At 60.5% G+C, this 25695-nt stretch carries 21 protein-coding genes; 16 read left to right on the top strand and 5 right to left on the bottom strand.

Going from position 1 to position 25695, the window contains the following annotated elements; genetic code table 11:
* Positions 1–11: 11 nt before the first annotated feature.
* Positions 12–731: a flagellar hook assembly protein FlgD gene (gene flgD / locus AD670_RS28775; protein WP_053140088.1), complete on the top strand. Its 720-nt coding sequence runs from the start codon at positions 12–14 to the stop codon at positions 729–731.
* A 31-nt stretch (positions 732–762) separates the two neighbouring features.
* Positions 763–2067 carry a flagellar hook protein FlgE gene (flgE, locus tag AD670_RS28780; RefSeq protein ID WP_053140090.1) on the top strand — a complete coding sequence of 435 codons (1305 nt, stop codon included), beginning with the start codon at positions 763–765 and terminating at the stop codon, positions 2065–2067.
* 268 nt (positions 2068–2335) lie between these two features.
* Here flgE and AD670_RS28785 read toward each other — a convergent pair whose 3' ends face one another.
* Positions 2336–5230, bottom strand: a complete 2895-nt coding sequence (locus AD670_RS28785) for a ribonucleoside-diphosphate reductase subunit alpha (protein WP_053140092.1) — start codon at positions 5228–5230, stop codon at positions 2336–2338.
* Positions 5231–5966: 736 nt separating this feature from the next.
* Here AD670_RS28785 and AD670_RS28790 point away from each other — a divergent pair.
* Positions 5967–6692 (top strand): response regulator, encoded by a 726-nt coding sequence (locus AD670_RS28790; RefSeq protein ID WP_053140094.1) that lies wholly within the window; start codon positions 5967–5969, stop codon positions 6690–6692.
* Entirely contained in the window at positions 6689–8299 is a 1611-nt protein-coding gene (locus AD670_RS28795) for an ATP-binding protein (protein WP_053140096.1), read from the top strand. The genes AD670_RS28790 and AD670_RS28795 overlap by 4 nt, the downstream gene beginning before the upstream one ends.
* A gap of 10 nt (positions 8300–8309) precedes the next feature.
* Here the strand turns inward: AD670_RS28795 and AD670_RS28800 are convergent, their stop codons facing one another.
* Positions 8310–9026 (bottom strand): 4'-phosphopantetheinyl transferase, encoded by a 717-nt coding sequence (locus AD670_RS28800; protein WP_053140098.1) that lies wholly within the window; start codon positions 9024–9026, stop codon positions 8310–8312.
* A 135-nt stretch (positions 9027–9161) separates the two neighbouring features.
* Between AD670_RS28800 and AD670_RS28805 the strand changes: the two genes are divergently transcribed.
* Genes AD670_RS28805 through AD670_RS28815 form a run of 3 tightly spaced genes read left to right on the top strand, consistent with a single transcriptional unit; the run spans position 9162 to position 11509 of the window.
* A complete protein-coding gene (locus AD670_RS28805; RefSeq protein WP_053140100.1) occupies positions 9162–9470 on the top strand; it encodes a hypothetical protein in 309 nt (102 codons plus the stop codon).
* 18 nt (positions 9471–9488) lie between these two features.
* Positions 9489–10166, top strand: coding sequence for a response regulator (locus AD670_RS28810; protein ID WP_017138377.1), 678 nt, complete (start codon positions 9489–9491; stop codon positions 10164–10166).
* Entirely contained in the window at positions 10163–11509 is a 1347-nt protein-coding gene (locus AD670_RS28815; protein ID WP_053140102.1) for an ATP-binding protein, read from the top strand. The genes AD670_RS28810 and AD670_RS28815 overlap by 4 nt, the downstream gene beginning before the upstream one ends.
* 138 nt (positions 11510–11647) lie before the next feature.
* On the opposite strand, the gene AD670_RS28820 is transcribed toward AD670_RS28815, so the two are convergent.
* Positions 11648–12646 (bottom strand): AraC family transcriptional regulator, encoded by a 999-nt coding sequence (locus AD670_RS28820; RefSeq protein WP_053140104.1) that lies wholly within the window; start codon positions 12644–12646, stop codon positions 11648–11650.
* Positions 12647–12985: 339 nt separating this feature from the next.
* Between AD670_RS28820 and AD670_RS28825 the strand changes: the two genes are divergently transcribed.
* The 3 genes from AD670_RS28825 (at position 12986) to AD670_RS28835 (ending at position 16101) form a co-directional block, all read left to right on the top strand.
* Positions 12986–14317 carry a dicarboxylate/amino acid:cation symporter gene (locus AD670_RS28825; protein ID WP_053140106.1) on the top strand — a complete coding sequence of 444 codons (1332 nt, stop codon included), beginning with the start codon at positions 12986–12988 and terminating at the stop codon, positions 14315–14317.
* A 171-nt stretch (positions 14318–14488) separates the two neighbouring features.
* On the top strand, positions 14489–15475 hold the full coding sequence (locus AD670_RS28830) for an XdhC family protein (protein ID WP_053140108.1): 987 nt from the start codon (positions 14489–14491) through the stop codon (positions 15473–15475).
* Positions 15475–16101 (top strand): NTP transferase domain-containing protein, encoded by a 627-nt coding sequence (locus AD670_RS28835; protein ID WP_053140110.1) that lies wholly within the window; start codon positions 15475–15477, stop codon positions 16099–16101. The genes AD670_RS28830 and AD670_RS28835 overlap by 1 nt, the downstream gene beginning before the upstream one ends.
* A gap of 403 nt (positions 16102–16504) precedes the next feature.
* Here AD670_RS28835 and rne read toward each other — a convergent pair whose 3' ends face one another.
* Complete coding sequence (gene rne, locus AD670_RS28840) at positions 16505–19690, bottom strand: ribonuclease E (protein ID WP_082341066.1); 3186 nt, start codon at positions 19688–19690, stop codon at positions 16505–16507.
* 767 nt (positions 19691–20457) lie between these two features.
* Here rne and rluC point away from each other — a divergent pair.
* The 3 genes from rluC to AD670_RS28855 are packed head-to-tail and all read left to right on the top strand — an operon-like array spanning position 20458 to position 23071.
* Positions 20458–21417 (top strand): 23S rRNA pseudouridine(955/2504/2580) synthase RluC, encoded by a 960-nt coding sequence (gene rluC, locus AD670_RS28845; protein ID WP_053140114.1) that lies wholly within the window; start codon positions 20458–20460, stop codon positions 21415–21417.
* Positions 21404–22066 (top strand): HAD-IA family hydrolase, encoded by a 663-nt coding sequence (locus tag AD670_RS28850; protein WP_053140117.1) that lies wholly within the window; start codon positions 21404–21406, stop codon positions 22064–22066. The genes rluC and AD670_RS28850 overlap by 14 nt, the downstream gene beginning before the upstream one ends.
* Before the next feature lie 21 nt (positions 22067–22087).
* Positions 22088–23071: a S49 family peptidase gene (locus tag AD670_RS28855; RefSeq protein ID WP_053140122.1), complete on the top strand. Its 984-nt coding sequence runs from the start codon at positions 22088–22090 to the stop codon at positions 23069–23071.
* 86 nt (positions 23072–23157) lie between these two features.
* Here the strand turns inward: AD670_RS28855 and AD670_RS28860 are convergent, their stop codons facing one another.
* The gene (locus tag AD670_RS28860; protein ID WP_053140126.1) at positions 23158–23736 is read right to left on the bottom strand and encodes a nucleoside triphosphate pyrophosphatase; all 579 of its coding nucleotides are present in this window, start codon (positions 23734–23736) and stop codon (positions 23158–23160) included.
* Positions 23737–23841: 105 nt separating this feature from the next.
* On the opposite strand from AD670_RS28860, the gene AD670_RS28865 reads away from it, so the two are divergent.
* Genes AD670_RS28865 through plsX form a run of 3 tightly spaced genes read left to right on the top strand, consistent with a single transcriptional unit; the run spans position 23842 to position 25583 of the window.
* Positions 23842–24372 (top strand): YceD family protein, encoded by a 531-nt coding sequence (locus AD670_RS28865; RefSeq protein WP_027607804.1) that lies wholly within the window; start codon positions 23842–23844, stop codon positions 24370–24372.
* 13 nt (positions 24373–24385) lie between these two features.
* Positions 24386–24568 (top strand): 50S ribosomal protein L32, encoded by a 183-nt coding sequence (rpmF, locus tag AD670_RS28870; RefSeq protein WP_008152339.1) that lies wholly within the window; start codon positions 24386–24388, stop codon positions 24566–24568.
* A 4-nt stretch (positions 24569–24572) separates the two neighbouring features.
* Positions 24573–25583 carry a phosphate acyltransferase PlsX gene (gene plsX, locus AD670_RS28875; RefSeq protein WP_082341067.1) on the top strand — a complete coding sequence of 337 codons (1011 nt, stop codon included), beginning with the start codon at positions 24573–24575 and terminating at the stop codon, positions 25581–25583.
* The last annotated feature ends 112 nt before the right edge of the window (positions 25584–25695 follow it).

Raw genomic sequence — 25695 nt, forward strand, 5'->3', positions numbered from 1 at the left:
GGCACCGAATAATGGCCATTGTTGATACGTCAACCAACACTGCGGTCCAGGACCTGTTCAACAGCAAGGTCAGCACTGCAACGAACAATGTGGCAAGTACTGCCTCCGCCGCCACTGGCAATCAGTCGCTGGGCAAAGATGCATTCCTGCAACTGCTGGTGACTCAGCTGAAAAACCAAAACCCGCTGTCGCCTCAGGACAACGGCGCGTTCGTTGCTCAACTGGCGCAGTTCAGCAGCCTGGAAGGCATCAACACCCTGAACGACTCGGTGAATGCGATCTCCAGTAACTTCAGCTCGTCGCAAGCGCTGCAGGCGTCGTCGCTGGTAGGGCGCTCGATCATCACCCAGACCGACAAGGCCCTGGTGGATACGAGCAAGAGCATGACCGGTTCGGTGGCGGTGACGGCGGCGACGGGTAACGTTTCCATCAAGATCACCGACAAAGACGGCATTGTGGTACGCACCATCGATATGGGTGCCCAGAGCGCGGGTAACTCCGACTTCATCTGGGATGGCAAGAACGACAAGGGTGAAGTGGCCCCCGCAGGCACCTACACCTTCGCGGCCACCACCAAGAATGACAAGGGTGACTCGGTTGCCCTGGCAACTTCGCTGCCGGCAACAGTAACCAGCGTGACGTTGAGCAAGACCGGCGGCGAAATGCTGCTGAACCTTGCCGGTGGCATGGGCAGCGTCAAGCTGTCGCAAATTCAGACTATCGGTACATAGAGCCGGCTAAATACGGCAGAGGGAGAGAAACATGTCTTTTAATATCGGCCTTAGCGGCCTCTATGCGGCCAACAAACAACTGGACGTGACCGGCAACAACATCGCCAACGTCGCGACCACTGGCTTCAAATCGTCCCGTGCGGAATTCGCCGACATCTACGCCGCGTCCAAGCTGGGCACCGGCCAGAACAGCATCGGCAACGGCGTGAACCTGGCGGCTGTGTCCCAGCAGTTCACCCAGGGTGACGTCAACAACAGCGGCGGCGTGCTGGACATGGCGATCCAGGGCGGTGGCTTCTTCGTGCAGAAGGGCAGCGACGGCTCCCTGGAATACACCCGTAGCGGTGCTTTCCGTGCCGACAAAGATGGCTATATCACCAACAACACCGGCACCTCGCGCCTGCAAGGCTATGCGGCGGATGAAGATGGCAAGATCATCAAGGGCGGCTTGACCGACCTGCAACTGAACCTGTCGTACCTGCCGCCGAAGGCGTCCACCAAAGTCGACTCCACCAGTAACCTGAACTCGTCGGAGCCGGTGATCAACCAGACCACCAAGCCGTTCGACCCAACCGATACCACCACCTTCACCACCCAGTACAGCACCACCTTGTACGACTCCCAGGGCAACTCGCACTCGATGGTGCAGTACATGGTGAAAACTGACGCCAATGAGTGGAACGCCTACACGTTGATCGACGGCCGTAACCTGGATGGCTCCAAGCCGACCACGACGGGCATCACTGCTCCCGTGCCATCCACCATTACCTTCGATGGTGCCGGCAAGCTCAAGGATGTCGTGACAGGCGGGGTGAGCAGCAAGACCCTCACGCTCACCGGTTGGATCCCAGGTTCGGTGACCGACGGTGTTTGGACGCCAAATGAAGCCACTGCAGGGCCTATTGCCGTCAACATGGGCAATATCACCCAGTACAACTCGGCCAGCTACCGCAACCCGCCGACCACCGACGGCTACGCCACTGGCCAGATCACCGGCCTGAAAATCGACGGCAGTGGTGTACTGTTCGCCACGTTCAGCAACCAGCAGAGCAAGGCCATTGGCCAAATCTCCCTGGCCAGCTTCAACAACGAACAGGGCCTGCAGCCTGCAGGTGGGACCAGCTGGAGAGAGACTTTCGCTTCGGGTCAGCCAGGTTACGACACCCCGCAAGCCGGGACCCTGGGTTCGATCGTGGCCAACTCCCTGGAGAACTCCAACGTCAACCTGACCAATGAGCTGGTGGACCTGATCAAGGCCCAGAGCAACTACCAGGCGAACGCCAAGACCATCTCTACCCAGAGCACCATCATGCAGACCATCATTCAGATGACCTGATGCGGTAGCGCTGCACAAGAAGCCCCTCGAGAGAGGGGCTTTTTTTTGGGCGGCAACATGAGGCGTACAGATAACTCGGTCCACGGTGGCGAGTGCTCTGCCTGCGATAGCGCTCCGTCAAGCCACTGGGTGGGGCTGATACACCGTTGTCGCAGGCAAGCCAGCTCCTGCGGTTGAATGTATTTGGCGGGCAAAAGAAAACCCCCGGCACACCCAGGGGGCATGTCGGGGGTTTCGAGCAGGCGCCTTTCAGCGCCTGCGGCTCAGCTTATTGGCAAGCTTCGCAATCCGGCTCGTCAATCGCACAGGCCTTTGGCACGGGTGCCGGGCCAGCCGGTGCGGCGAGCACCGAGTCATCACCGTGGTTGCCGCTGGACACTGCGTTCAGCTTACCGGTGTTGATGGTCGACTTCTCGGTGCTGGTCGCGGCCAGGGCACGGAGGTAGTAAGTGGTTTTCAGGCCACGGTACCAAGCCATGCGGTAGGTTACGTCGAGCTTCTTGCCCGAAGCGCCGGCGATGTACAGGTTCAACGACTGAGCCTGGTCGATCCACTTCTGACGACGGCTGGCGGCGTCAACGATCCACTTGGTGTCCACTTCGAAGGCGGTCGCGTAGAGCTCTTTGAGTTCTTGCGGGATGCGTTCGATCTGCTGCACGGAACCGTCGTAGTACTTCAGGTCGTTGATCATGACCGAGTCCCACAGGCCGCGGGCTTTCAGGTCGCGAACCAGGTACGGGTTGATCACGGTGAATTCGCCCGACAGGTTCGATTTCACATACAGGTTCTGGTAGGTCGGTTCGATCGACTGCGATACGCCGGTGATGTTGGCGATGGTCGCGGTCGGTGCGATGGCCATGATGTTGGAGTTACGAATACCTTTCTGCACACGGGCACGTACCGGCGCCCAGTCCAGGGATTCGTTCAGGTCTACGTCGATGTACTTCTGGCCACGCTGCTCGATCAGGATCTGTTGCGAATCCAGCGGCAGGATGCCCTTGGACCACAGCGAACCCTGGAACGTCTCGTAGGCGCCGCGCTCGTCGGCCAGGTCGCAGGAAGCCTGGATCGCGTAGTAGCTGACCGCTTCCATGGACTTGTCGGCGAACTCGACCGCTGCATCCGAACCGTAAGGAATGTGCTGCAGGTACAGCGCGTCCTGGAAGCCCATGATGCCCAGACCAACCGGACGGTGCTTGAAGTTGGAGTTCTGCGCCTGTGGCACCGAGTAGTAGTTGATGTCGATCACGTTATCGAGCATGCGAACGGCGGTGTTCACGGTGCGTTCCAGCTTGGCGGTGTCCAGCTTGCCGTTGACGATGTGGTTCGGCAGGTTGATCGAGCCCAGGTTGCAAACGGCGATCTCGTCCTTGTTGGTGTTCAAGGTGATCTCGGTGCACAGGTTCGAGCTGTGGACCACGCCCACGTGCTGCTGCGGGCTGCGCAGGTTGCACGGGTCCTTGAAGGTCAGCCATGGGTGGCCGGTTTCGAACAGCATCGAGAGCATTTTGCGCCACAGGTCTTTGGCCTGGATGGTCTTGAACAGCTTGACCTTGCCTGGGTACTCGGTGAGGGCTTCGTAGTACTCGTAGCGCTCTTCGAAGGCCTTGCCGGTCAGGTCGTGCAGGTCCGGCACTTCGGATGGCGAGAACAGGGTCCACTTGCCGTCATCGAAGACACGCTTCATGAACAGGTCAGGGATCCAGTTGGCGGTGTTCATGTCGTGGGTACGACGACGGTCATCACCGGTGTTCTTGCGCAGCTCAATGAACTCTTCAATGTCCATGTGCCAGGTTTCCAGGTAGGCACACACCGCGCCTTTGCGCTTGCCGCCCTGGTTGACCGCTACGGCGGTGTCGTTCACGACTTTCAGGAACGGTACGACGCCCTGGGACTTGCCGTTGGTGCCCTTGATGTACGAACCCAGTGCGCGCACTGGCGTCCAGTCGTTGCCCAGGCCGCCGGCGAATTTGGACAGCATGGCGTTGTCGTGGATCGCGTGGTAGATGCCCGACAGGTCATCCGGCACGGTGGTCAGGTAGCAGCTCGACAGCTGTGGACGCAGGGTACCGGCGTTGAACAGGGTCGGGGTGGACGACATGTAGTCGAACGACGACAGCAGGTTGTAGAACTCGATCGCACGGTCTTCTTTGTGCTTCTCTTCGATCGCCAGGCCCATGGCCACGCGCATGAAGAACACTTGCGGCAGTTCGAAGCGGATCCCGTCCTTGTGGATGAAGTAACGGTCGTACAGGGTCTGCAGGCCCAGGTAAGTGAACTGCTGGTCGCGCTCGTGGTTGATCGCCTTGCCGAGTTTTTCCAGGTCGAAGGTGGCCAGGATCGGGTTCAGCAATTCGAATTCGATACCCTTGGCGATGTAGGCCGGCAGGGCCTTGGCGTACAGGTCGGCCATTTCGTGGTGGGTGGCGCTGTCGGCCACGCCCAGGAAGCCCAGGCCTTCGGCACGCAGGGTGTCCATCAGCAGGCGCGCGGTCACGAACGAGTAGTTCGGCTCACGCTCAACCAGGGTACGGGCGGTCATCACCAGGGCAGTGTTGACGTCGGTCAGGGCCACGCCGTCGTATAGGTTCTTCAGGGTTTCGCGCTGGATCAGATCACCGTCGACTTCTTCCAGGCCTTCGCAGGCCTCGGTGATGATGGTGTTCAGGCGGCCCAGGTCCAGCGGTGCAAAGCTGCCGTCGGCCAGGGTGATGCGGATCGATGGGTGCGCTTGTACGGCGGCTTCTTCGGCCGGGGTGCGCACGGCACGTTCCTTGGCGCGCGAATCGCGGTAGATCACGTAGTCACGGGCAACTTTCTGCTCGCCGGCACGCATCAGGGCCAGTTCGACCTGGTCCTGGATTTCTTCGATGTGGATGGTGCCGCCCGATGGCATGCGACGCTTGAAGGTCGCGGTGACTTGTTCGGTCAGGCGGGCAACGGTGTCGTGGATGCGCGACGATGCGGCAGCGGTGCCGCCTTCAACTGCAAGAAACGCTTTGGTGATGGCGACGGTGATTTTGTCGTCGGTGTAAGGAACGACAGTCCCGTTACGCTTGATCACGCGCAATTGGCCAGGTGCAGTGGCGGCCAGATCCATATTCGAATCAGCGGCCTGCGGCACGGAGCCTTGCGGGTTCTCGCGAGTTGTGTCGGTTTGCATGGGGGGTTGTCTCCACATTCTATATTTATTTGGGCACCATCACGGTGCCCACCGTTCCGTCCTGAAGCATTTACAGCAGGCCTGGGCCTGGCATAACAACTTCGGGACAGGAGGAAGGGGGCTGATCGCGCCGCTTCCATGCCGAAGTCTTCGGTTCAAGGCTCTAAAGCCTCTGGCCGTATTTCTGGTGGGTGACAGTTGCCAGGTTCAAGCACTGCAACACCCGTACCGTTTTCCGCTGTTGGAGCTTGAAAACGGCTGCCATCCGCGTGCGCGGTTTGGGCTTTCAAAAAATGCTTGGGTTAGACCAAACAGGAGCAAGAAAGGGCTTGAGTTTCTTGTCTGATTTGTGTTGGGTCTTTTCGCTCAAAAACCCTACATGTAGGGTTTTTTTAGCGCCGAGCTACAAGATAATGCGTTTTGGGGGGCTTAGCAACGCACTACCTGTGGATAACGCTGTGGGTAAAATGTGTATGAAACGTGGAACGCCCGTGTAGGCCGCAGTACTGCTGGATCGCGCCGTTTGTCACTGAATATTCCAAGGAAAAAACGGCCAGTCGGGTTTTTGAGGGCGCGAACCCTATCACAAAAAAACGCGATCACCGAATGGATTTCCCGGCTTGTGCGAGAGGGTTTGACCATGGCTACAATCGGCCTTTGTTATGCCCTCAAAACATTACAAATAAGGTATGGCCTACTCGGCCAACGAATCCCTTTATAACAACGAGGATCACCCGTGGAGCAAGAAGCCTGGCAAATCCTGATCGTCGAGGACGACGAGCGACTCGCCGAGTTGACCCGCGATTACCTGGAAAGCAACGGCCTGCGGGTTTCTGTGGAAGGTGATGGCGCCCTGGCTGCGGCGCGGATCATCGCCGAGCAACCGGACCTGGTGATTCTCGACCTGATGCTGCCTGGCGAAGACGGTCTGAGTATCTGTCGCAAGGTGCGCGAGCGCTACGACGGCGTGATCCTGATGCTCACCGCCCGTACCGACGACATGGACCAGGTGCTGGGCCTGGACATGGGCGCCGACGACTACGTGTGTAAACCCGTGCGCCCGCGCCTGTTGCTGGCGCGCATCCAGGCCCTGTTACGCCGCAGTGAGCCGGCGGAGCCCGCCAGTGTGGAAAGCCAGCGCCGCCTGCAATTCGGCCCGCTGGTGGTGGATAACGCCCTGTGCGAAGCCTGGCTGCACGATAACGGTATCGAGTTGACCAGTGCAGAGTTCGACCTGCTGTGGCTGTTGGTGGCGAATGCCGGGCGCATCCTGTCTCGCGAAGAAATCTTTATCGCCCTGCGCGGCATCGGCTATGACGGCCAGGACCGCTCCATTGATGTACGCATCTCACGGATTCGCCCGAAAATCGGCGATGACCCGATCCACCCTCGGCTGATCAAGACCATCCGCAGCAAAGGCTATTTGTTCGTTCCTGAAGCCGCCGCCGATATGCCGCTGTGAACTCGATCTTCCTGCGTATCTATGGCGGCATGTGCGCGGCGCTGATTCTGGTGGCGCTGCTCGGCGTGCTGGCCCTGCACCTGCTCAACGAGGTGCGCAGCGGCCAATACCGTGAGCGCCTGGCCCACGGTACCTTTGCCTTGATGGGCGACAACCTGCAGCCCATGAGCGCCATCGAACGCCAGCGCGCCCTGGCCGTGTGGGAGCGTTTGCTCGGCATCCCCCTGGAATTACGCAGCCTCACCGATGCCCAACTGGACCTCAGCCAGCGCACCCGTCTGCAACGCGGCCAGGTGCTGGTGGAACAGACCGGGCCCCACGCCGCAATGGTGCTGCGCCTGGTCAGCGATAAGGAACAGTGGGTGCTTACGGGCGAAGTGCAGCAGATCAGCGAGCAACTGGCCCGCGCGACCATTTACCTGCTGGCCGACGAATTGGTGCGCTTCCCCGTTTCCGAGCAGCCGCAACGGCTGGCGGATATAAAGGAGGCCAAGGGCTTTGGTTTCGAAATGCACCTGATGACCCTCGACCAGGCCGATATGGACGACGACCAACGCCGCCGAGTATCGGAGGGCGATACGGTCATGGCCCTGGGCAAGGGCGGCGATTCGATCCGCGTGTTTGCCGGCATGGTCGGAACGCCCTGGGTGCTGGAACTCGGCCCGCTGTATCAGATGAGCCCGTACCCGGCGCAATGGCTGGTCCTGATCGCGTTGATCGGCCTGACTCTGATCGGCCTGATTGTCTATCTATTGGTGCGTCAGCTGGAGCGCCGGCTCCGAGGCCTGGAAGCCGCCGCCACGCGCATCGCCAAAGGCAATCTGGAGGTACGTGTGCCAGCCCGGGGCGCCGATTCGGTGGGGCGCCTGGCGGCAGCCTTTAATGGCATGGCCGAGCACCTGCAGCAACTGTTGGCGATCCAGCGTGAACTGGTGCGCGCGGTGTCCCATGAATTGCGCACACCGGTGGCACGCCTGCGCTTCGGCCTGGAGATGATCGGCGACGCCGCCACGCCTGAAGCGCGGCGCAAGTACCTGGAAGGCATGGACAGTGATATCCAGGACCTCGACGGCCTGGTGGATGAAATGCTCACCTATGCAAGGCTGGAACAGGGGGCGCCGGCGTTGATTTTCCAGCGGGTCGACCTCGATGCGCTGCTTGATCAAGTGATCGGCGAATTATCGCCACTGCGCCCGCAGGTGACCGTGGCACGGGGTATTTGCCTGTCCTCAACGCATTGGGATGACGCCTGGGTCGATGCCGAGCCGCGTTACTTGCACCGCGCCCTGCAAAACCTGGTGAGCAACGCCATGCGCCACGCCCAGGGCCAGGTGTTGATCAGTTATCAGGTGGGCCAGGTGCGTTGTCGTATTGATGTGGAGGACGACGGGCCCGGTGTGCCGGAAAGCGCCTGGGAGCGTATCTTCACGCCGTTCCTGCGCCTGGACGACAGCCGCACCCGTGCCTCGGGCGGGCATGGCCTGGGGTTGTCGATTGTGCGGCGGATTATCTACTGGCATGGCGGCAGGGCATTGATCAGCAAAAGCAATAATTTGGGCGGCGCGTGTTTCAGCTTGAGTTGGCCCAGGGATCAAGATAAACCCTGATGTCGGTCTATCAAGCGCCGATGGCAATCAGGCTCAACAACTGCCCCTCATTCACCGCAAACTGCGCGGTAAGTTCCTTGCCGTGGCACCACTCGCTGGACAGGTCTGTGAGCAAGCGCAAGCGCACATACCCTGCCTCTGACCACTCCAGCACCTCGGCATGCTCAAAATAGAAGCGCTTCTGCACGATCGGGTAGAGCGCCTTGAACACGCTCTCCTTGACCGAAAACGTCAGTGTCACCAGCAAGGCGATCTGCTCTCGCGGCACATCAGCCATACGCTGCAGCTCTTGCGCCGTCAGAATTTCCCCGGCCAGACGCTCTGCCCGTTCCAGGCTCAGTACGTTCTCCAGGTCCATCCCCAACCCGCGCCATTGCGCCTTGTGCCCGACAATCGCGGCGGCATGTCCGGTGCTGTGGGTAATGGAACCGCTGATGTGGGCGGGCCACACCGGTGCGCGGTCTTCGCCGATCGCCGGGATGCAACTGGTGTGATCGAGCTGTTGCAGGGCCGCGCGCGCGCACAGGCGACCGGCGAGAAACTCGGCCTGACGCTTGGCCACCGAGCGCTGGATGCTCGCCGGTGGCGGCACGGCGCAGTGCTGGAAGTCGCCGGGGGCCAGCAATGCGGGGTCAAAGCGGGTGCTGAGAAACACCGTGCCCGGCAAGGGTTCGGGCAGCGGCCAATGGGCGTCGAGTGGGGTGCAGCAAGCGGGTAGGGGCGTCATGGGCGGTATTTTGCCGAGTTGAGGAGCAAGAGGATAGCCCGCCGTGGTTCAGGTGAGGTTCAGAGCCTGTTCAGGGGGAGTTCAGGGGCGCCTGCGTAGTCTGGCCTCACAGCCAAACGCGTATGAGGTAGCACCATGACTGCGATCAAAAAGCTGATGTTGGCGTTAACCATGCTCAGTGCCACCGCAGGGGTTCAGGCCTCCGATGGTGCCTTTGCCGCATTCGGTCGTGAGAAAACCAAGAAATCCAGCATCTTGATGCAGCGTGTCAGTATCGAAGACGCGGGCAGTCAGCCCACGCCCTGGGGTCAGTCCCTTGGCTTGGCCGCCCCGCAGCCGAGCTATCGCGCCGGCTATGAACACCTGACCGGCCAGTTCAATGGCATTAAACTGCGCCCGCAAGACCTGCAGGGCCGCTATGATATCCCTCTGTCGGACAGTTGATTTGCTTTGGAGAGCCTTATGAAATTGCTGGTGGTGGAAGATGAGGCGCTGCTGCGTCATCACCTGTTTACCCGCCTGACCGACAGCGGCCACGTGGTCGAGGCCGTGGCCAATGCCGAAGAGGCCCTGTACCAGACCGGTCAATTCAACCATGACCTGGCGATCATCGACCTGGGCCTGCCCGGCATGGGCGGCCTGGACCTGATCCGCCAACTGCGCAGCCAGGCCAAGACCTTTCCGATCCTGATCCTCACCGCGCGTGGCAACTGGCAGGACAAGGTCGAAGGCCTGGCCGCCGGTGCCGACGACTACGTGGTCAAGCCGTTCCAGTTCGAAGAGCTGGAGGCGCGGATGAACGCCTTGCTGCGCCGCTCCAGCGGCTTTACCCAGTCGACCATCGTCGCCGGCCCCTTGCTGCTCGATCTCAACCGCAAGCAAGCGTCTCTCGACGAACAGCCTCTGGCATTGACCGCCTATGAATACCGCATCCTCGAATACCTGATGCGCCATCACCAGCAGGTGGTCGCCAAGGACCGCTTGATGGAGCAGCTCTACCCCGACGACGACGAGCGTGATCCGAATGTCATCGAAGTCCTGGTCGGTCGACTGCGCCGTAAATTGGAAGGCCCGGCCGGGTTCAAGCCGATCGACACCGTGCGCGGCCTGGGTTACCTGTTCAATGAGCGCTGCCGTTGATCCGCTCGCTACGTGTGCGCTTGATGCTCGCGGCTGCCACCCTGGCCGTGCTGTTTATGCTGGGCCTGTTGCCCGCCATGCAGGGCGCGTTCAGCCTGGCACTGCAAGATTCCATCGAGCAGCGCCTGGCGTCGGACGTCACCACGCTGATCTCCGCGGCGCGGGTGGAAAACAATCGCCTGCTGATGCCGGCGCAATTGCCGGATGAGCGTTTCAACCTCGCCGATAGCCGCTTGCTCGGCTATATCTACGACCGTGAAGGCCACCTGGTATGGCGCTCGCGGGCAACCCGCGACGAAAACATCAACTACAAGCCGCGCTATGACGGGCGCGGCAACGAGTTTGCGCGGATTCGCGAGGCCGACGGCCAGGAGTTCTTCGTCTACGACGTCGAGGTCAAGCTGCTCGGCGGCAAGAGCGCGGCGTTCAGTATCGTGGCCCTGCAACCGGTGCGCGAATACCAACTGACCCTTGAAGGCCTGCGCGAAAACCTCTACCTGGGTTTCGGCGCGGCATTGCTGGTGCTGCTGACCTTGCTGTGGTTGGGCCTGACCTGGGGCCTGCAAGCCCTGCGGCGATTGAGCCAGGAGCTTGACCAGATCGAAGGCGGCACCCGTGAAAGCCTCTCCGAACAACACCCGCGCGAATTGCTGCGGCTCACGGGCTCCCTGAACCGCCTGCTGCACAGCGAGCGCGAGCAGCGGGCGCGTTACCGCGACTCCCTCGATGACCTGGCCCACAGCCTGAAAACACCGCTGGCTGTGTTGCAAAGCGTGAGCGAAGACATGGCGCAGCGCCCGGAAGACCGCGATCAGGCCTGGGTGCTGCAATCCCAGATCGAGCGCATGAGCCAGCAGATCAGCTATCAGTTGCAGCGTGCTAGCTTGCGCAAAAGCGGTCTGGTACGCCATCAGGTGCGCCTGGAGCCGGTCCTGCAAAGCCTGTGCGATACGCTGGACAAGGTCTACCGCGACAAGCGCGTCACAGTGGTCCTTGAATTACCGGACGCCTGCGATGTGCCGATCGAGAAGGGCGCCCTGCTCGAATTGCTCGGCAATCTGCTGGAAAACGCCTATCGGCTGTGCCTGAGCGAAGTGCGCATCAGCCTGGTGGAAAATCTTGAGGGCATCGAATTGTGCATCGAAGATGACGGCCCTGGAGTACCGCCGGACCAGCGTGCACGGATTCTGCAACGGGGCGAGCGCTTGGACCGCCAGCACCCGGGGCAGGGGATCGGGTTGGCGGTGGTCAAGGACATCATCGAAAGCTACGGCGCACGACTGACCCTGGGGGATTCACCGCTGGGTGGCGCGGCGTTCAAGATTCACTTTCCGTCAGTGTGATCTTTAGTGGCTGGGCTGGCCCTATCGGGGGCAAGCCCCCTCCCACCTTTGACTGTGTTCACAAAGTTTGATGTGTGAATAAATTCAAAATGTGGGAGGGGGCTTGCCCCCGATGAGGCCCTCACAAACGACGCAGCGCTAACTCTCCTGTGCCCGATACGCCCCCGGCGTCAGCCCTGTCCACTTCTTGAACGCCCGATGAAACGCCGACGGTTCGGAGAACCCCAACTGCTCGGCGATCTCCTGCAACGACAAATCCGCCCGTCCCAGGTGGTAGATGGCGATGTCCCGCCGCAACTCATCCTTGAGTGCCTGAAAGCTGGTGCCTTCCTCGCGCAAATGTCTGCGCAGGGTCTGCGGGCTGACGTGCAGGTGCTGGGCGACGGCTTCCAGGTCGGGCCACGGCGTGCGGTCACGGCTCAACAAGCGTCGCAGTTGGCTGCTCAAACTGTCGCCTTCATCCGGGCGTGACAGCAGGTCGGCGGGGGAACGCTCAAGGAAATGCTTGAGGGTGCGCTCGTCCTGCAACAGCGGCAGGCTCAGGTAGCGGGCGGGAAACACCAGGCTACTGTTGGGGGCACCGAACACCAGGGTGCAGGGAAACAGCAGGTCATATTCAGCGGCGTGCGCCGGCATCGGGTAGCTGAACGTGGCCTGGTGCAAACGAATGCGCTGGCCGATCAGCCAACTGCCCAGGCGGTGCCAGATCACCAGCAGGCATTCGCTGAGGAAGTGATCCGGGTCCCACAGCTGAGAATCATCCAGGCTCAAGCGGGCCATTTCGCCTTCTCGTGTCAGCTGCCAGCGCGGGCCTTGTGGGAATAGGCTATAAAATAATAAGCCGCGCTCCAGAGCCTTCTCCAGCGTGCGGCAGTGGATCAGCGCATGGCACATCATGGCGAAGGTGCCGCGTTTGCTAGGGCCCTCGGCGAAGCCCAGGTATTCATCGTCCAGAGCCAGCCAGAGCATTTGCAACAGCCGGGTAAATTGCTCGGGCGCAATGCGGGCGCGGGGTTCGCTCAACAGTTCCGGGGTGATGCCCAGCTGTTGCAGCAGGCCCGAATAGTCGTAACCGGCCTGACGCGCACCGCCGAGGGCTGCCCGGGCGTAATGACTGGCGATGGTACGTTCACGCATACGGGGCCCTCGTCCATGGAAGGGCGGATGGTAGTCATCACTTGGCAGGGCGACAAGGCGGATATCCGCCAAATTGTAGGACGGGATTGGACAGTGCGGCGGAAATCCGCCAGCTGACTTGGCACTTTGGAGGGTGCTTTAAAATCCGTAGCCCTGATGTCTTAAGGCCCTCAGGGGTTTTCAGCAAAGTGGCACGGCGTTTGCGATAAGGATTACAGCGCAGGCCTGGTCCTACAGGTCTCGCAAACAACAAATCCCTCCAGTGCAGGAGGGTTCGCAATTCAAGTGTCGTGGGCAATGGCGGATATTTGCCACACGGGACGATTGAGGAACTTTGCAATGACGACTCGTCAGCCAATCTACAAATCCCTGTATTTCCAGGTGATCGTTGCAATCGTTATCGGTATTTTGCTCGGTCACTTCTACCCGCAGACCGGTGTGGCGCTCAAGCCACTGGGTGACGGCTTTATCAAGCTGATCAAAATGGTCATTGCCCCGATTATCTTCTGCACCGTAGTCAGCGGCATCGCTGGCATGCAAAGCATGAAATCGGTCGGCAAAACCGGCGGCTACGCGCTGCTGTACTTCGAAATCGTGTCGACCATCGCACTGCTGATCGGCCTGATCGTGGTGAACGTCGTGCAACCGGGCGCCGGCATGCACATCGACGTGGCAACCCTGGACGCCTCCAAAGTCGCTGCCTATGTGACTGCCGGTGCCGACCAGAGCATCGTTGGCTTCCTGCTTAACGTGATCCCGAACACCATCGTCGGCGCCTTCGCCAACGGCGACATCCTGCAAGTGCTGATGTTCTCGGTGATCTTCGGTTTCGCCCTGCATCGCCTGGGTGCCTACGGCAAGCCGGTGCTGGACTTCATTGATCGCTTCGCCCACGTGATGTTCAACATCATCAACATGATCATGAAGCTCGCGCCAATCGGTGCCCTGGGCGCCATGGCGTTCACCATCGGTGCCTACGGTGTAGGTTCCCTGGTGCAGTTGGGCCAGCTGATGATCTGCTTCTACATCACGTGCCTGCTGTTCGTGCTGGTGGTGCTGGGTGGTATCTGCCGCGCTCACGGTTTCAGTGTCCTGAAACTGATCCGCTACATCCGTGAAGAGCTGCTGATCGTTCTGGGTACGTCTTCCTCCGAATCCGCATTGCCACGCATGCTGATCAAGATGGAGCGTCTGGGTGCGAAGAAATCCGTCGTAGGCCTGGTGATTCCGACCGGCTACTCGTTCAACCTCGACGGTACCTCGATCTACCTGACCATGGCTGCTGTGTTCATCGCCCAGGCGACTGACACCCACATGGACATCACCCACCAGATCACCCTGCTGCTGGTGCTGCTGCTGTCCTCCAAAGGCGCTGCCGGCGTGACTGGTAGTGGCTTTATCGTACTGGCTGCCACCTTGTCGGCTGTCGGCCACCTGCCGGTTGCCGGCCTGGCGCTGATCCTGGGTATCGACCGCTTCATGTCCGAAGCCCGCGCACTGACCAACCTGGTCGGTAACGCCGTTGCCACCCTCGTTGTGGCCAAGTGGGTCAAGGAACTGGACACCGATCAACTGCAAAGCGAGTTGGCTTCCGGTGGTCGCGGTATCTCCGACACCCGTGAAGAAGATGACCTGGGCGTGGCCGAAGGCCCTGCACCGGTGATCAAGTAAGCCGCTGATGGCGTGAACCCACGCTGACAGCTATCCGCAAACGCCCCGACTGGTTCGGGGCGTTTGCGTTTGTGTGGGATTACTTTTTTGCAATATTTTCACTTAGAGTCATCTACTCGATGAAATTCGCGCCACGTGGCAGGTTCCAAACGCAGACTGGCAGGAGGATTTATGGACAGTGTTGATTTGAATGTCCTGCGCAGCGTGCTCGAATGGCGCCGCGCGGGGCAGCAGGTGGTGTTGTATAGCGTGGTCCAGACCTGGGGCAGTGCGCCGCGTCCACCGGGCGCGATGTTGGCCTTGCGTGGCGACGGCGTGGTCATTGGGTCGGTATCCGGCGGTTGCATTGAGGACGACTTGATCGCCCGCTTGCAGGATGGCCGTCTGGCGCATGACGGGCCGCCGGTGCAGTTGGTGACGTACGGCGTGACTCGCGACGAGGCCGCGCGTTTCGGCTTGCCGTGTGGCGGCACGCTGCGCCTCACTGAAGAGCGCGTGGACGATTGGGCCTGGGTAGCGGAGTTGCTCGCACGCTGTGAGGCCCATGAAATTGTCGCGCGCGAACTGGACCTTGCCACGGGTCACGTGAGCCTGAGCGCGGCGAGTAAGACTGATGTCGTCACATTTGATGGTGAGCGCCTGCGGGCCATCTACGGCCCGCGCTGGCGCCTGTTATTGATCGGCGCCGGGCAGTTGTCACGCTACGTGGCGGAGATGGCGCGCTTGCTGGATTTCGAAGTGCTGATCTGCGACCCGCGCCAAGAGTTTGTCTACGGCTGGGAGGCGCAGCACGGCCGCTTCGTGCCGGGCATGCCTGATGAGGCAGTGCTGAACATCCAGACCGACGAGCGTACGGCAATTGTCTGCCTGACCCATGATCCGCGCCTCGACGATATGGCCTTGCTGACGGCACTGAACTCCAGTGCCTTCTACATTGGCGCGCTGGGTTCGCGGGTCAATAGCCAGAAGCGTCGCGAGGATCTGGCGGCGCTGGGCTTATCGGCACAGGCCATTGCGCGTTTGCATGGGCCGATTGGTTTGCATATCGGTAGCCATACGCCGGCGGAGATCGCCTTGTCGTTGATGGCGGAAATTGTCGCGATCAAGAACGGCGTGGCGCCGATGCAGAAAAAGCCCCTGCCGGTGGTTGCTGAGTAATGGTGACGGCGATTGTTTTGGCGGCGGGGCAGGGCAGCCGGTTCCGAGCCGAGGCGGGGGCTGACCAGGATAAATTGCTCGCCGATTGCGTGGGTCATGATGGCGTGACGCGGCCGGTGATCGAGCAGGTATTGGTGAATTTGCCGGATCGCCTGGTGGCGCGCTGGCTGGTGACCTCGCCGGATCGCACGGAGGTCATTCGGTTGGCCGAAGCGTATGGCTGCCAGGTCTTGCTGCTGCAGTCAGCCGGCATGGGTGAAAGCATCGCCGCAGCCGTAGCCGCCAGTGGCACGGCGGATGGCTGGTTGGTGGTGCTGGGGGATATGCCGTTTATACGGCCCTCCAGTATTGAGCGTGTGATAGAGGGCCTGGAAAGCATCAATGTGCTGGCGCACGCTGGACAATATGGACATCCGGTTGCCTTTGCGCGTTCGTTTGGTCCGGCGTTAATGGCGCTTAGCGGTGACCGTGGGGCAAAGCCGCTGTTTGCGTATGCCGTTGTAAGAGAGGTGCAGGTGGATGATCCTGGCGTGTTATGGGATGTGGATATACCCAGACAGCTGAGGTATGAGGATGCAAGTGGGGGTACAACTGTTGGCGACTGCTCTGACCTCGCATTGCGATAACTCTGATGTCCGAAATTTACGGCTGTTTATTAAATGAGGTCGCTGTAGCAGTTCCGCTACGGTTCCTTAACGAAAATCAGAGTAGCGCTAATGCTTAGAATTCAACCTTATGTCCCTACCCCTCCTGTTGTGCAGTCTTCTCCTGTCTCCGGCGTGACGGATCAGCCGAAAGCCGAGGTGAAAGCTGATGTGAAGCCTCAGGAGTCCAATTCAGGAAAAAATAGGCCAGTATTCTCGAACGCTGCCGGGCAACAGCGGCTTGAGAACGCGGCAAATCGTTACGATAAGATGGCGGGCGGTATGGGTTGGTGAAGACATTGCACAAGTGATGGATCGGTTTTTCCGCTTGAATAAAAAAGCCCCGCCTGATCACTCAGGCGGGGCTTTTTAGTGGCTGAAGGAATCAGGCGAACGGTTTAGGTTCGTGCTCTTCTTCCAGGGCCTTGTGCTCAACAACGGTTTCAGTAACCGGAGCTGGCGCTTCGACAGCTTCGACCACGGCCGGTGCAGCAGCTGCTGCAGCAGCGGCGGCCTCGGCTTCCTTGCGACGACGACGCACTTCACGTGGGTCGTTCGGCGCACGGCCGTTTTCGGTCAGGGCGCTGGCCGGAGTGGCTTCAACCACCGGGGCGGCAACTTCGGCAACCACAGGCGCTTCAACCGCTGGCGCAGGTTCAACCACCGGAGCAGCCTCAACCACTGGTGCTGGCTCTGCAACCACGACTTCGGCAACCGGTGCTGGCGCTTCTTCTACCACGGGGGCAGGGGCTGGCGCTTCAACCGGGGCGGCCGGTTCGGCAGTCCACTGGAAGGCGGTCTGTTCTTCGCGAACTTCACGCACCACCGGGGCAGCTTCTTCGATCGCCGGGGCTTGAACAGCGGCTTCAACCACTGGTTCAGGCTCAGCCACCGGAGCGGGTTCTACCGCAATCACTTCGGCTTCTGGCTGGGCGTCGCGGGTCGGTGCCACTTCCACTTCCGGAACCACTGGGGCTTCGATAGGAGAGGTTGCTTCAACGACCGGTGCTTCAACCACAGGGGTCTCGGCAACTGGCGCTTCTACAGCTGCGGTTTCTTCAACAGCGGCAGTCGCGCGTTCAGCCTGTTCATGCGCCTGGGCTTCAGCCGGTGCGCTGATCACCGAGCTGGCAACCGCAGCGGTAACGGCCAGGCCGGCAGCCAGTTCGGCACCCGTTGGCTCGTTGTTCGTGCCTTCTGCGTTCTCGCCGGTCTCTTCCAAGCCTTCGATCACGTTGCCGTTGGCATCACGCTGACGCTCACGACGGTTGCTGCGACGACGCTGGCCACGGGAGCGGCGGCGTGGACGATCGCCTTCGGCGTTGTCCTGGCCGTCTTCCTGCAGTTGCTCTTCGCCGGTCAGCACTTCTTCTTCGCTGGTGGCAGCGGCTTGCTCGGTACGTGGTTGACGCTCTTCACGCGGAGGGCGCGGCTGGCGCTCTTCACGTGGCGCACGCTCTTCACGTGGCTGGCGAGCTGGACGCTCTTCAGCGGTGGCGGCTGCAGCGCCAGCAACAGCTGGGGTGGCATCCAGTGGCTCGCGCAGTTCACGCACACGTTCTTCACGCTCGCCGCGCGGCTTGCGATCTTCACGCGGAGCGCGTGGGGTACGTGGTGCGCGCTCTTCACGCGGTGCACGTTCTTCACGGGCTACGGCCGGGGTTTCTTCACGGGTTTCGCGAGGTGCACGCTCTTCACGAGGGGCGCGCTCTTCGCGCGGCGCACGTTCTTCACGTGGCTTGCGCTCTTCGTCACGACGACCGTTACGGTTGCGGCTCTGCTGGCGACCGTTGCGACGTTCTTCGTTGCGCGCTGGGCGTTCGGTTGCAGGCTTTTCAACCACAACCGGCGCCGCAGGCTCTTCCTTGGTGGCGAACAGGCTGACCAGCGACTTCACCAGGCCCTTGAACAGGCTTGGCTCAGGCAGGGCGGCCGGCGCAGCAACCGGGGCAGCGGCTTCAACCGGCACCGGTGCGTTGGCACGGGCAGGCGCGGTCTTCACGGCAGCCTCCTGGCGCACCAGGGTGCGGGTCGCGGCGGCTGGCTGGACTTCTTCCACTTCGGCAGCGGCAGCAGCGATTTCGTAGCTGGATTGGCCGCTGTGGGCTTCCGGGCTGTCGTCACGCAGGCGCTGTACTTCGAAGTGCGGCGTTTCGAGGTGATCGTTCGGCAGGATCACGATACGGGCACGGGTGCGCAGTTCGATCTTGGTGATCGAGTTGCGTTTTTCGTTGAGCAGGAAAGCGGCAACCGGGATCGGCACTTGTGCGCGGACTTCGGCGGTGCGGTCTTTCAGGGCTTCTTCTTCGATCAGGCGCAGGATCGCCAGGGACAGCGATTCAACGTCACGGATGATGCCGGTGCCGTTGCAACGCGGGCAGACGATGCCGCTGCTCTCGCCCAAGGATGGACGCAGGCGCTGACGGGACATTTCCAGCAGGCCGAAGCGCGAGATGCGGCCGACCTGTACGCGGGCACGGTCAGCTTCCAGGCATTCGCGGACTTTCTCTTCCACGGCGCGCTGATTCTTGGCGGGGGTCATGTCGATGAAGTCGATCACGATCAGGCCGCCGATGTCACGCAGGCGCAGTTGGCGGGCGATTTCTTCAGCCGCTTCCAGGTTGGTCTGCAGGGCGGTTTCTTCGATGTCGCTACCCTTCGTGGCGCGCGCCGAGTTGATGTCGATGGACACCAGGGCTTCGGTCGGGTCGATCACGATGGAGCCACCGGAAGGCAGTTCGACGACACGCTGGAAAGCGGTCTCGATCTGGCTTTCGATCTGGAAACGGTTGAACAGCGGCACGCTGTCTTCGTACAGCTTGATCTTGCTGGCGTACTGCGGCATCACCTGGCGGATGAAGGTCAGGGCTTCGTCCTGGGCTTCAACGCTGTCGATCAGCACTTCGCCGATGTCCTGGCGCAGGTAATCGCGGATGGCGCGGATGATCACGTTGCTTTCCTGGTAGATCAGGAACGGCGCGGAACGATCCAGAGACGCTTCTTTGATGGCGGTCCACAGTTGCAGCAGGTAGTCGAGGTCCCACTGCATTTCTTCGCTGCTGCGGCCCAGGCCGGCAGTGCGCACGATCAGGCCCATGTCGGCTGGTGCGATCAGGCCGTTCAGCGCTTCACGCAGTTCGTTGCGCTCTTCGCCTTCGATGCGACGGGAGATGCCGCCGGCACGTGGATTGTTCGGCATCAGCACGAGGTAGCGGCCGGCCAGGCTGATGAAGGTGGTCAGGGCGGCGCCCTTGTTGCCACGTTCTTCTTTTTCGACCTGAACGATGACTTCCTGGCCTTCGCTCAGGACGTCCTTGATGTTCACGCGGCCTTCTGGGGCTTTCTTGAAGTATTCGCGGGAGATTTCTTTGAGGGGCAGGAAGCCGTGGCGCTCGGAGCCGAAATCGACAAAGGCAGCCTCAAGGCTTGGTTCGATGCGAGTAATACGGCCTTTATAGATGTTGGCCTTCTTTTGCTCGCGTGCACCGGATTCGATGTCCAGGTCGTAGAGGCGTTGGCCATCTACCAGTGCAACACGCAACTCTTCGGGTTGAGTTGCGTTAATCAGCATTCTTTTCATGTTGTACCGTCGGTTTCCGGGCTGCCGGAAACGGCGTTCGGCACACACGACTTCTCACGGTCGGTGTCAGGTGCGTCAAGAGTGGTTGGCCACTCCAGTGTCCAGCAAAATCGGCCAATTGGGCCGGTATCGCGACGGACGCGTCCTGCTTGTTAGCGGTGGTGACAAAGGCACCACTTCAACAAAAGCTAAGGTCAGGAGGAGGAATCAACCGGCGACTGTGGACGAGATGAAGCGTCTAAATATAAGCCTAGTGCTACACGGTCCGACGGTTGTGCATCTCCACCCTACACGTATCCCTGATAATTCGGGTGCTGCCGCGCGCAGAATCCGCAGCGGGTTGGCATTTACCGTGTTCTCCAATGGGGAGTCCACGCTCATGGCTAAACAAGACTGAGTGTGGGCGACTGCGCTCTCACTCAGCTCTTAACAGGCGTTGTTTCCGAAGCATTCGCCGTGGTCCGGCTCAAGACTGACTGCACTTTGTGAACTGGCCGTAAATATCGGCGCAGAACGCGAGTATTCACTCTGCTTTCTGCACTCGCTTCAGGCCTCATGTCACCTGCGCTTGTTACAATCTCAAGCCTTCCAGGGTGGTGAACGCCCCGTAGGACGGCCTCGCGTCCTGATGAATTGCGATGGTCAGGGCCGGCAGTTTGCCGCTAGTCCTCTGTCCAGGCCGCTTTTGGCGGCGTTCGCGACTATAGCAGCAATGATTAAGTGCTTCAATTCCATAAAAAATTGTTATCATCGCCGCCATGACGACTACCGCCCCCCAGACCCCCAGCGTCCAGCTGCTTGAGGTCTCGCCGGAATATGCCGGCCAACGCATCGATAATTTTCTCCTGGCCAGGCTCAAAGGCGTGCCCAAGACCTTGATCTACCGCATTTTGCGTAAAGGCGAAGTGCGCGTGAACAAGGGGCGCATCAAGCCTGAGTACAAGCTGCAGGCGGGCGATATCGTCCGTGTGCCACCGGTGCGCGTGCCTGAGCGCGACGAGCCTGTGCCTCTGGCTCAAGGCCTGCTGCAGCGCCTTGAAGCATCGATTGTCTTCGAAGACAACAAGCTGATCGTGATCAACAAGCCCTGCGGTATTGCGGTTCACGGTGGCAGCGGCCTGAATTTCGGCGTGATCGAAGCCTTCCGTCAGTTGCGCCCGGATTGCAAGGAGCTGGAGCTGGTCCACCGCCTGGACCGCGACACCTCTGGCCTGTTGATGATCGCCAAGAAACGCAGCATGTTGCGCCACCTGCACACCGCCCTGCGCGGCGATGGCGTGGACAAGCGCTACATGGCGCTGGTGCGCGGCAACTGGGCCAGTTCGATCAAGAGCGTCCGCGCGCCTTTGCAGAAGAGCAACTTGCGCTCCGGCGAGCGCATGGTCGAAGTGGACGAAGAGGGCAAAGAAGCCCTGACCCTGTTCAAGGTGCTGCGTCGCTTCGGCGACTTCGCCACCATGGTCGAGGCCAAACCCGTTACTGGGCGTACCCACCAGATTCGCGTGCACACCTTGCATGCGGGCCACTGCATTGCTGGCGATACCAAGTACGGCGATGAGGGTTTTTCCAAGGAAATCCGCGACCTGGGTGGCAAGCGCCTGTTCCTGCACGCCTACATGCTCACCGTGCCGCTGCCTGACGGCGGCGAGCTGAAGCTGCAGGCGCCGGTCGATGAGATGTGGGCCAAGACCGTGGAGCGTTTGAGTGTCGCACCTTGACTACAAGCTGCTGATTTTTGATTGGGACGGCACCCTGTGTAATTCCATTGGTCGGATTGTCGAGTCGATGCACGCCGCTTCCAAGCGTTCGGGCTTTGAGTTGTGCACTGACCTGGCGGTCAAGGGCATTATCGGTCTGGGCTTGCCTGAGGCGATCCGTACCCTGTACCCCCAGATCAGTGACGCTGAGCTGGTGACATTCCGCGACCATTATGCTGATCACTACATCGCGCTGGAGGCTACGCCTTCACCGCTGTTCGACGGTGTGGCGCAGTCGCTGGAGGCCTTTCGCGCCCAGGGCTATCACCTGGCCGTGGCCACCGGCAAGGCCCGTCGCGGGTTGGACCGAGTGCTCAAGGCGCATGGCTTTGAAGATTCTTTTGATATCACCCGCGCTGCGGATGAAACCGCCAGCAAACCTCACCCTCTGATGCTGGAGCAGATCATTGCTCATTGCGGCGTCTCGCCGCGACAGGCGCTGATGGTGGGCGACGCTTCCTTCGACCTGATGATGGCGCGCAACGCCGGCATGGACAGCGTGGCGGTCAGCTATGGCGCCCAGTCCGCCGAGGCTTTGCAGCACTACGAGCCTCGGGTCACGATTGATCATTTTTCTGAATTGCAGGCCTGGCTCAATCGGGCCCAATAAGTCTTTGCTGGGGTTGATGGTATGAGTGACGAGTGGAAAGCGCCTGAAAAGGCTGAAAGCGGTGATGAAAAGAGCTGGAAGCTGCTGGAGAAGACGCTCCTGGCCGGTGTCCAGGAACAGCGTCGAGCGCGGCGCTGGGGGATTTTCTTCAAGTTGCTGACCTTTACTTACCTGTTGCTCATGCTGGCGCTGTTCAGCCCGCTGATGGATATGGAAAAGAGCGCAACCCGTGGCGCCAATTACACCGCGTTGATCGAAGTGCGTGGGGTGATCGCCGACAAGGAGCCCGCCAGCGCCGACAATATCGTCAGCAGCCTGCGTGCTGCGTTTGAAGATCCCAAGGTCAAGGGCGTGATCCTGCGCATCAACAGCCCAGGCGGCAGCCCGGTGCAATCGGGCTATGTGTATGACGAGATTCGCCGTCTGCGTGGCCTGCACCCGGAAACCAAGCTGTACGCGGTGATTTCCGACCTGGGTGCCTCCGGTGCCTATTACATTGCCAGTGCCGCTGACCAGATCTACGCCGACAAGGCCAGCCTGGTGGGCTCCATCGGTGTGACGGCGGCCGGATACGGGTTTGTTGGCACTATGGAGAAGCTGGGTGTTGAGCGCCGCACCTACACCTCGGGCGAGCATAAGTCGTTCCTTGATCCGTTCCAGCCGCAAAAGGCCGATGAAACCCAGTTCTGGCAGGGTGTGCTCGATACGACCCATCGCCAGTTCATCGCCAGCGTGAAGCAGGGGCGTGGGGATCGCCTGAAGGATAAAGAGCATCCGGAGTTGTTCTCCGGGTTGGTGTGGTCGGGCGAGCAAGCATTGCCGCTGGGGCTGATCGATGGTTTGGGCAGTGCCAGCCTGGTGGCGCGGGACGTGATCGGCGAGAAAGAGCTGGTGGACTTCACTGTTGAAGAATCGCCGTTTGATCGTTTCTCCAAGAAGCTTGGTGCCAGCGTGGCTGAGAAGCTGGCGCTGTATATGGGCTTCCAGGGTCCGACGCTGCGCTGATAGCTGAAGTCTGTCGTAGATCAAAATGTGGGAGGGGCGGTGCGACGATTCGACTTGCCCCTCCCGCATTTGGTTTTGCAGTGCTCTTAAGGGATTTGCACGCCTTCGCTGAGCAGCATGTCGACCAAACGAATCAGCGGTAAGCCGACGAGGCTGGTCGCGTCCGGCCCTTCGGTGCTCTGAAACAAACTCACGCCCAACCCTTCAGCCTTGAAGCTGCCCGCGCAGTCATACGGCTGCTCGCTCCGCAGGTAGCGCTCGATGCGCGCTGCATCCAGCTCGCGCATGTGCACGGTAAAGGGCACGCAGTCGACCTGGCAGTGCCCCGTCTCGCTGTTAAGCAGGGCCAGGCCAGTGAGGAAACTCACGCGCTTGCCGCTGGCGGCCAGCAGTTGCTCACGAGCATTCTCGAACGTATGGGGTTTGCCGATGATCCGGCCTTCCAGGGCAGCTACCTGGTCGGAGCCTATGATCAGGTGGCCTGGGTGGCTGGCGGCGAGGGCGCGGGCTTTCTGTTCGGCCAGGCGTTTGACCAGATCCACGGCGGACTCATTGGTGGCGTGGCTTTCGTCGATATCCGGCGAGCTGCAGATGAACGGCAGGTGCAGGCGGCTGAGCAATTCCCGGCGGTAAACCGAGCTGGAAGCGAGCAATAAAGGCAGCATATACGTCTCCTCAAGGCAGCCGCCGATTCTAGCGGGGCGACCGGCTGACGCACAGGGCTGAATTTCCTTTGACATGGCTGGGTGCATCCCTATAATGCTGCGCCTATGTTGAATGACCCGATTCCACCTCACGTTGACCCGCGCAAATTGGCTGATCGTGGCACTTCCCTTCAAGGTGAGTTGCTGCTGGCCGATTTGGAGAGACTCTGCGACCCGCTTTCCGACACTGTCGGTACGGTGCAGGCCAAATTCGTTTTTGAACGAGATGAACGTAAATCTGTGGTAATTCACAGCTTTATCGACACCGAAGTCAAAATGGTTTGCCAGCGTTGTCTTGAGCTGGTCACCCTGCCGATTCACAGCGAGTGCAGTTATGCTGTGGTAAAGGAGGGTGCGAATACCCAGTCGTTGCCGAAAGGTTATGACGTGCTGGAACTGGGCGAAGATCCTTTGGATCTGCATGCACTGATCGAGGAGGAGCTTCTGCTCGCCTTGCCCATTGTGCCTGCTCATCATCCGGAAGAATGCCAGCAGCCGGCGGGTCTCGATGACGAGTCCGAACCGAGCGAGGACGAGGTAACGCGGTCCAACCCGTTCAGTGTATTGGCGCAGTTAAAGCGTGACCCAAACGTTTAGGAGTTAATCAATTATGGCTGTTCAGCAGAACAAAAAATCCCGCTCTGCCCGTGACATGCGTCGTTCGCACGATGCCCTGACGGCAAGCACTCTGTCTGTAGAAAAAACCACCGGTGAAATTCACCTGCGTCACCACGTATCGCCAGAAGGCGTATACCGTGGCCGTAAAGTGATCGACAAGGGCGCTGACGAGTAATCACTTGTCTGCTCAAGTCATCGCGATTGACGCAATGGGCGGGGACTTCGGTCCCCGCAGCATTGTTCAGGCCTGCATTGCCAGCCTGTCTGCTACCCCCTCGCTGCACCTGACCCTCGTCGGTCAACCCTCCCTCCTTGAAGAACTGATTGCCAGCCATCCGGCGGTGGATCGTGCGCGCCTGAGCGTTACGCCCGCCAGCGAAACCATCACCATGGATGAAAAGCCGGCAGTTGCCCTGCGCGGCAAGCCTGACTCTTCAATGCGCGTGGCCCTGGAGTTGTTGCGGGACGGCAAGGTGCAAGCCTGTGTCAGCGCCGGCAACACCGGGGCATTGATGGCGTTGTCGCGGCATGTGCTCAAGACGCTGCCGGGGATTGATCGGCCGGCGATGGTCGCGGCGATTCCGACGCAGAAAGGCTATTGCCAGCTGCTGGACCTTGGCGCGAATGTGGATTGCAGTGCCGAGCACCTGTTCCAGTTCGCCGTGATGGGCTCGGTGGCCGCCGAGGCGCTGGGCGTGGCTCGACCGCGGGTGGCCTTGCTGAATATCGGCACCGAAGACATCAAGGGCAACCAGCAGGTCAAGTTGGCTGCCACCCTGCTGCAGGGCGCACGCGGCTTGAATTACATCGGCTTTGTCGAGGGTGATGGCTTGTACCGTGGCGAAGCGGACGTGGTGGTGTGCGACGGGTTTGTCGGCAATATCCTGCTTAAATCCAGCGAAGGCCTGGCGACCATGATCGCCACGCGCATCGAGGCGTTGTTCAGGCAGAATTTCGCATCGCGACTGGTGGGTGCCCTGGCGCTGCCGTTGATGCGTCGCTTGCAGGCCGATCTGGCCCCGGCGCGGCATAATGGCGCGAGTTTCCTGGGGTTGCAGGGCATTGTGGTCAAAAGCCACGGTTCCGCCGGTGTGGAGGGCTTCCAGAGCGCGATTGCGCGGGCGTTGATCGAAATCCAGGAAAACCTGCCGCAACGCTTGCACGGCCGTCTTGAAGACCTGTTGCCTTAGGCGAATTGGCCAGGGAATGCTTAAATGTGACCGGCCAGTTCAATTGACCATCCAATCTGTCAGTTTCGTACGCTCCCACCGAGGAGCGACCATTTCCGACGACCAGATCATT

It is taken from the genome of Pseudomonas sp. MIACH (assembly GCF_001269925.1).
Classification (GTDB): domain Bacteria; phylum Pseudomonadota; class Gammaproteobacteria; order Pseudomonadales; family Pseudomonadaceae; genus Aquipseudomonas.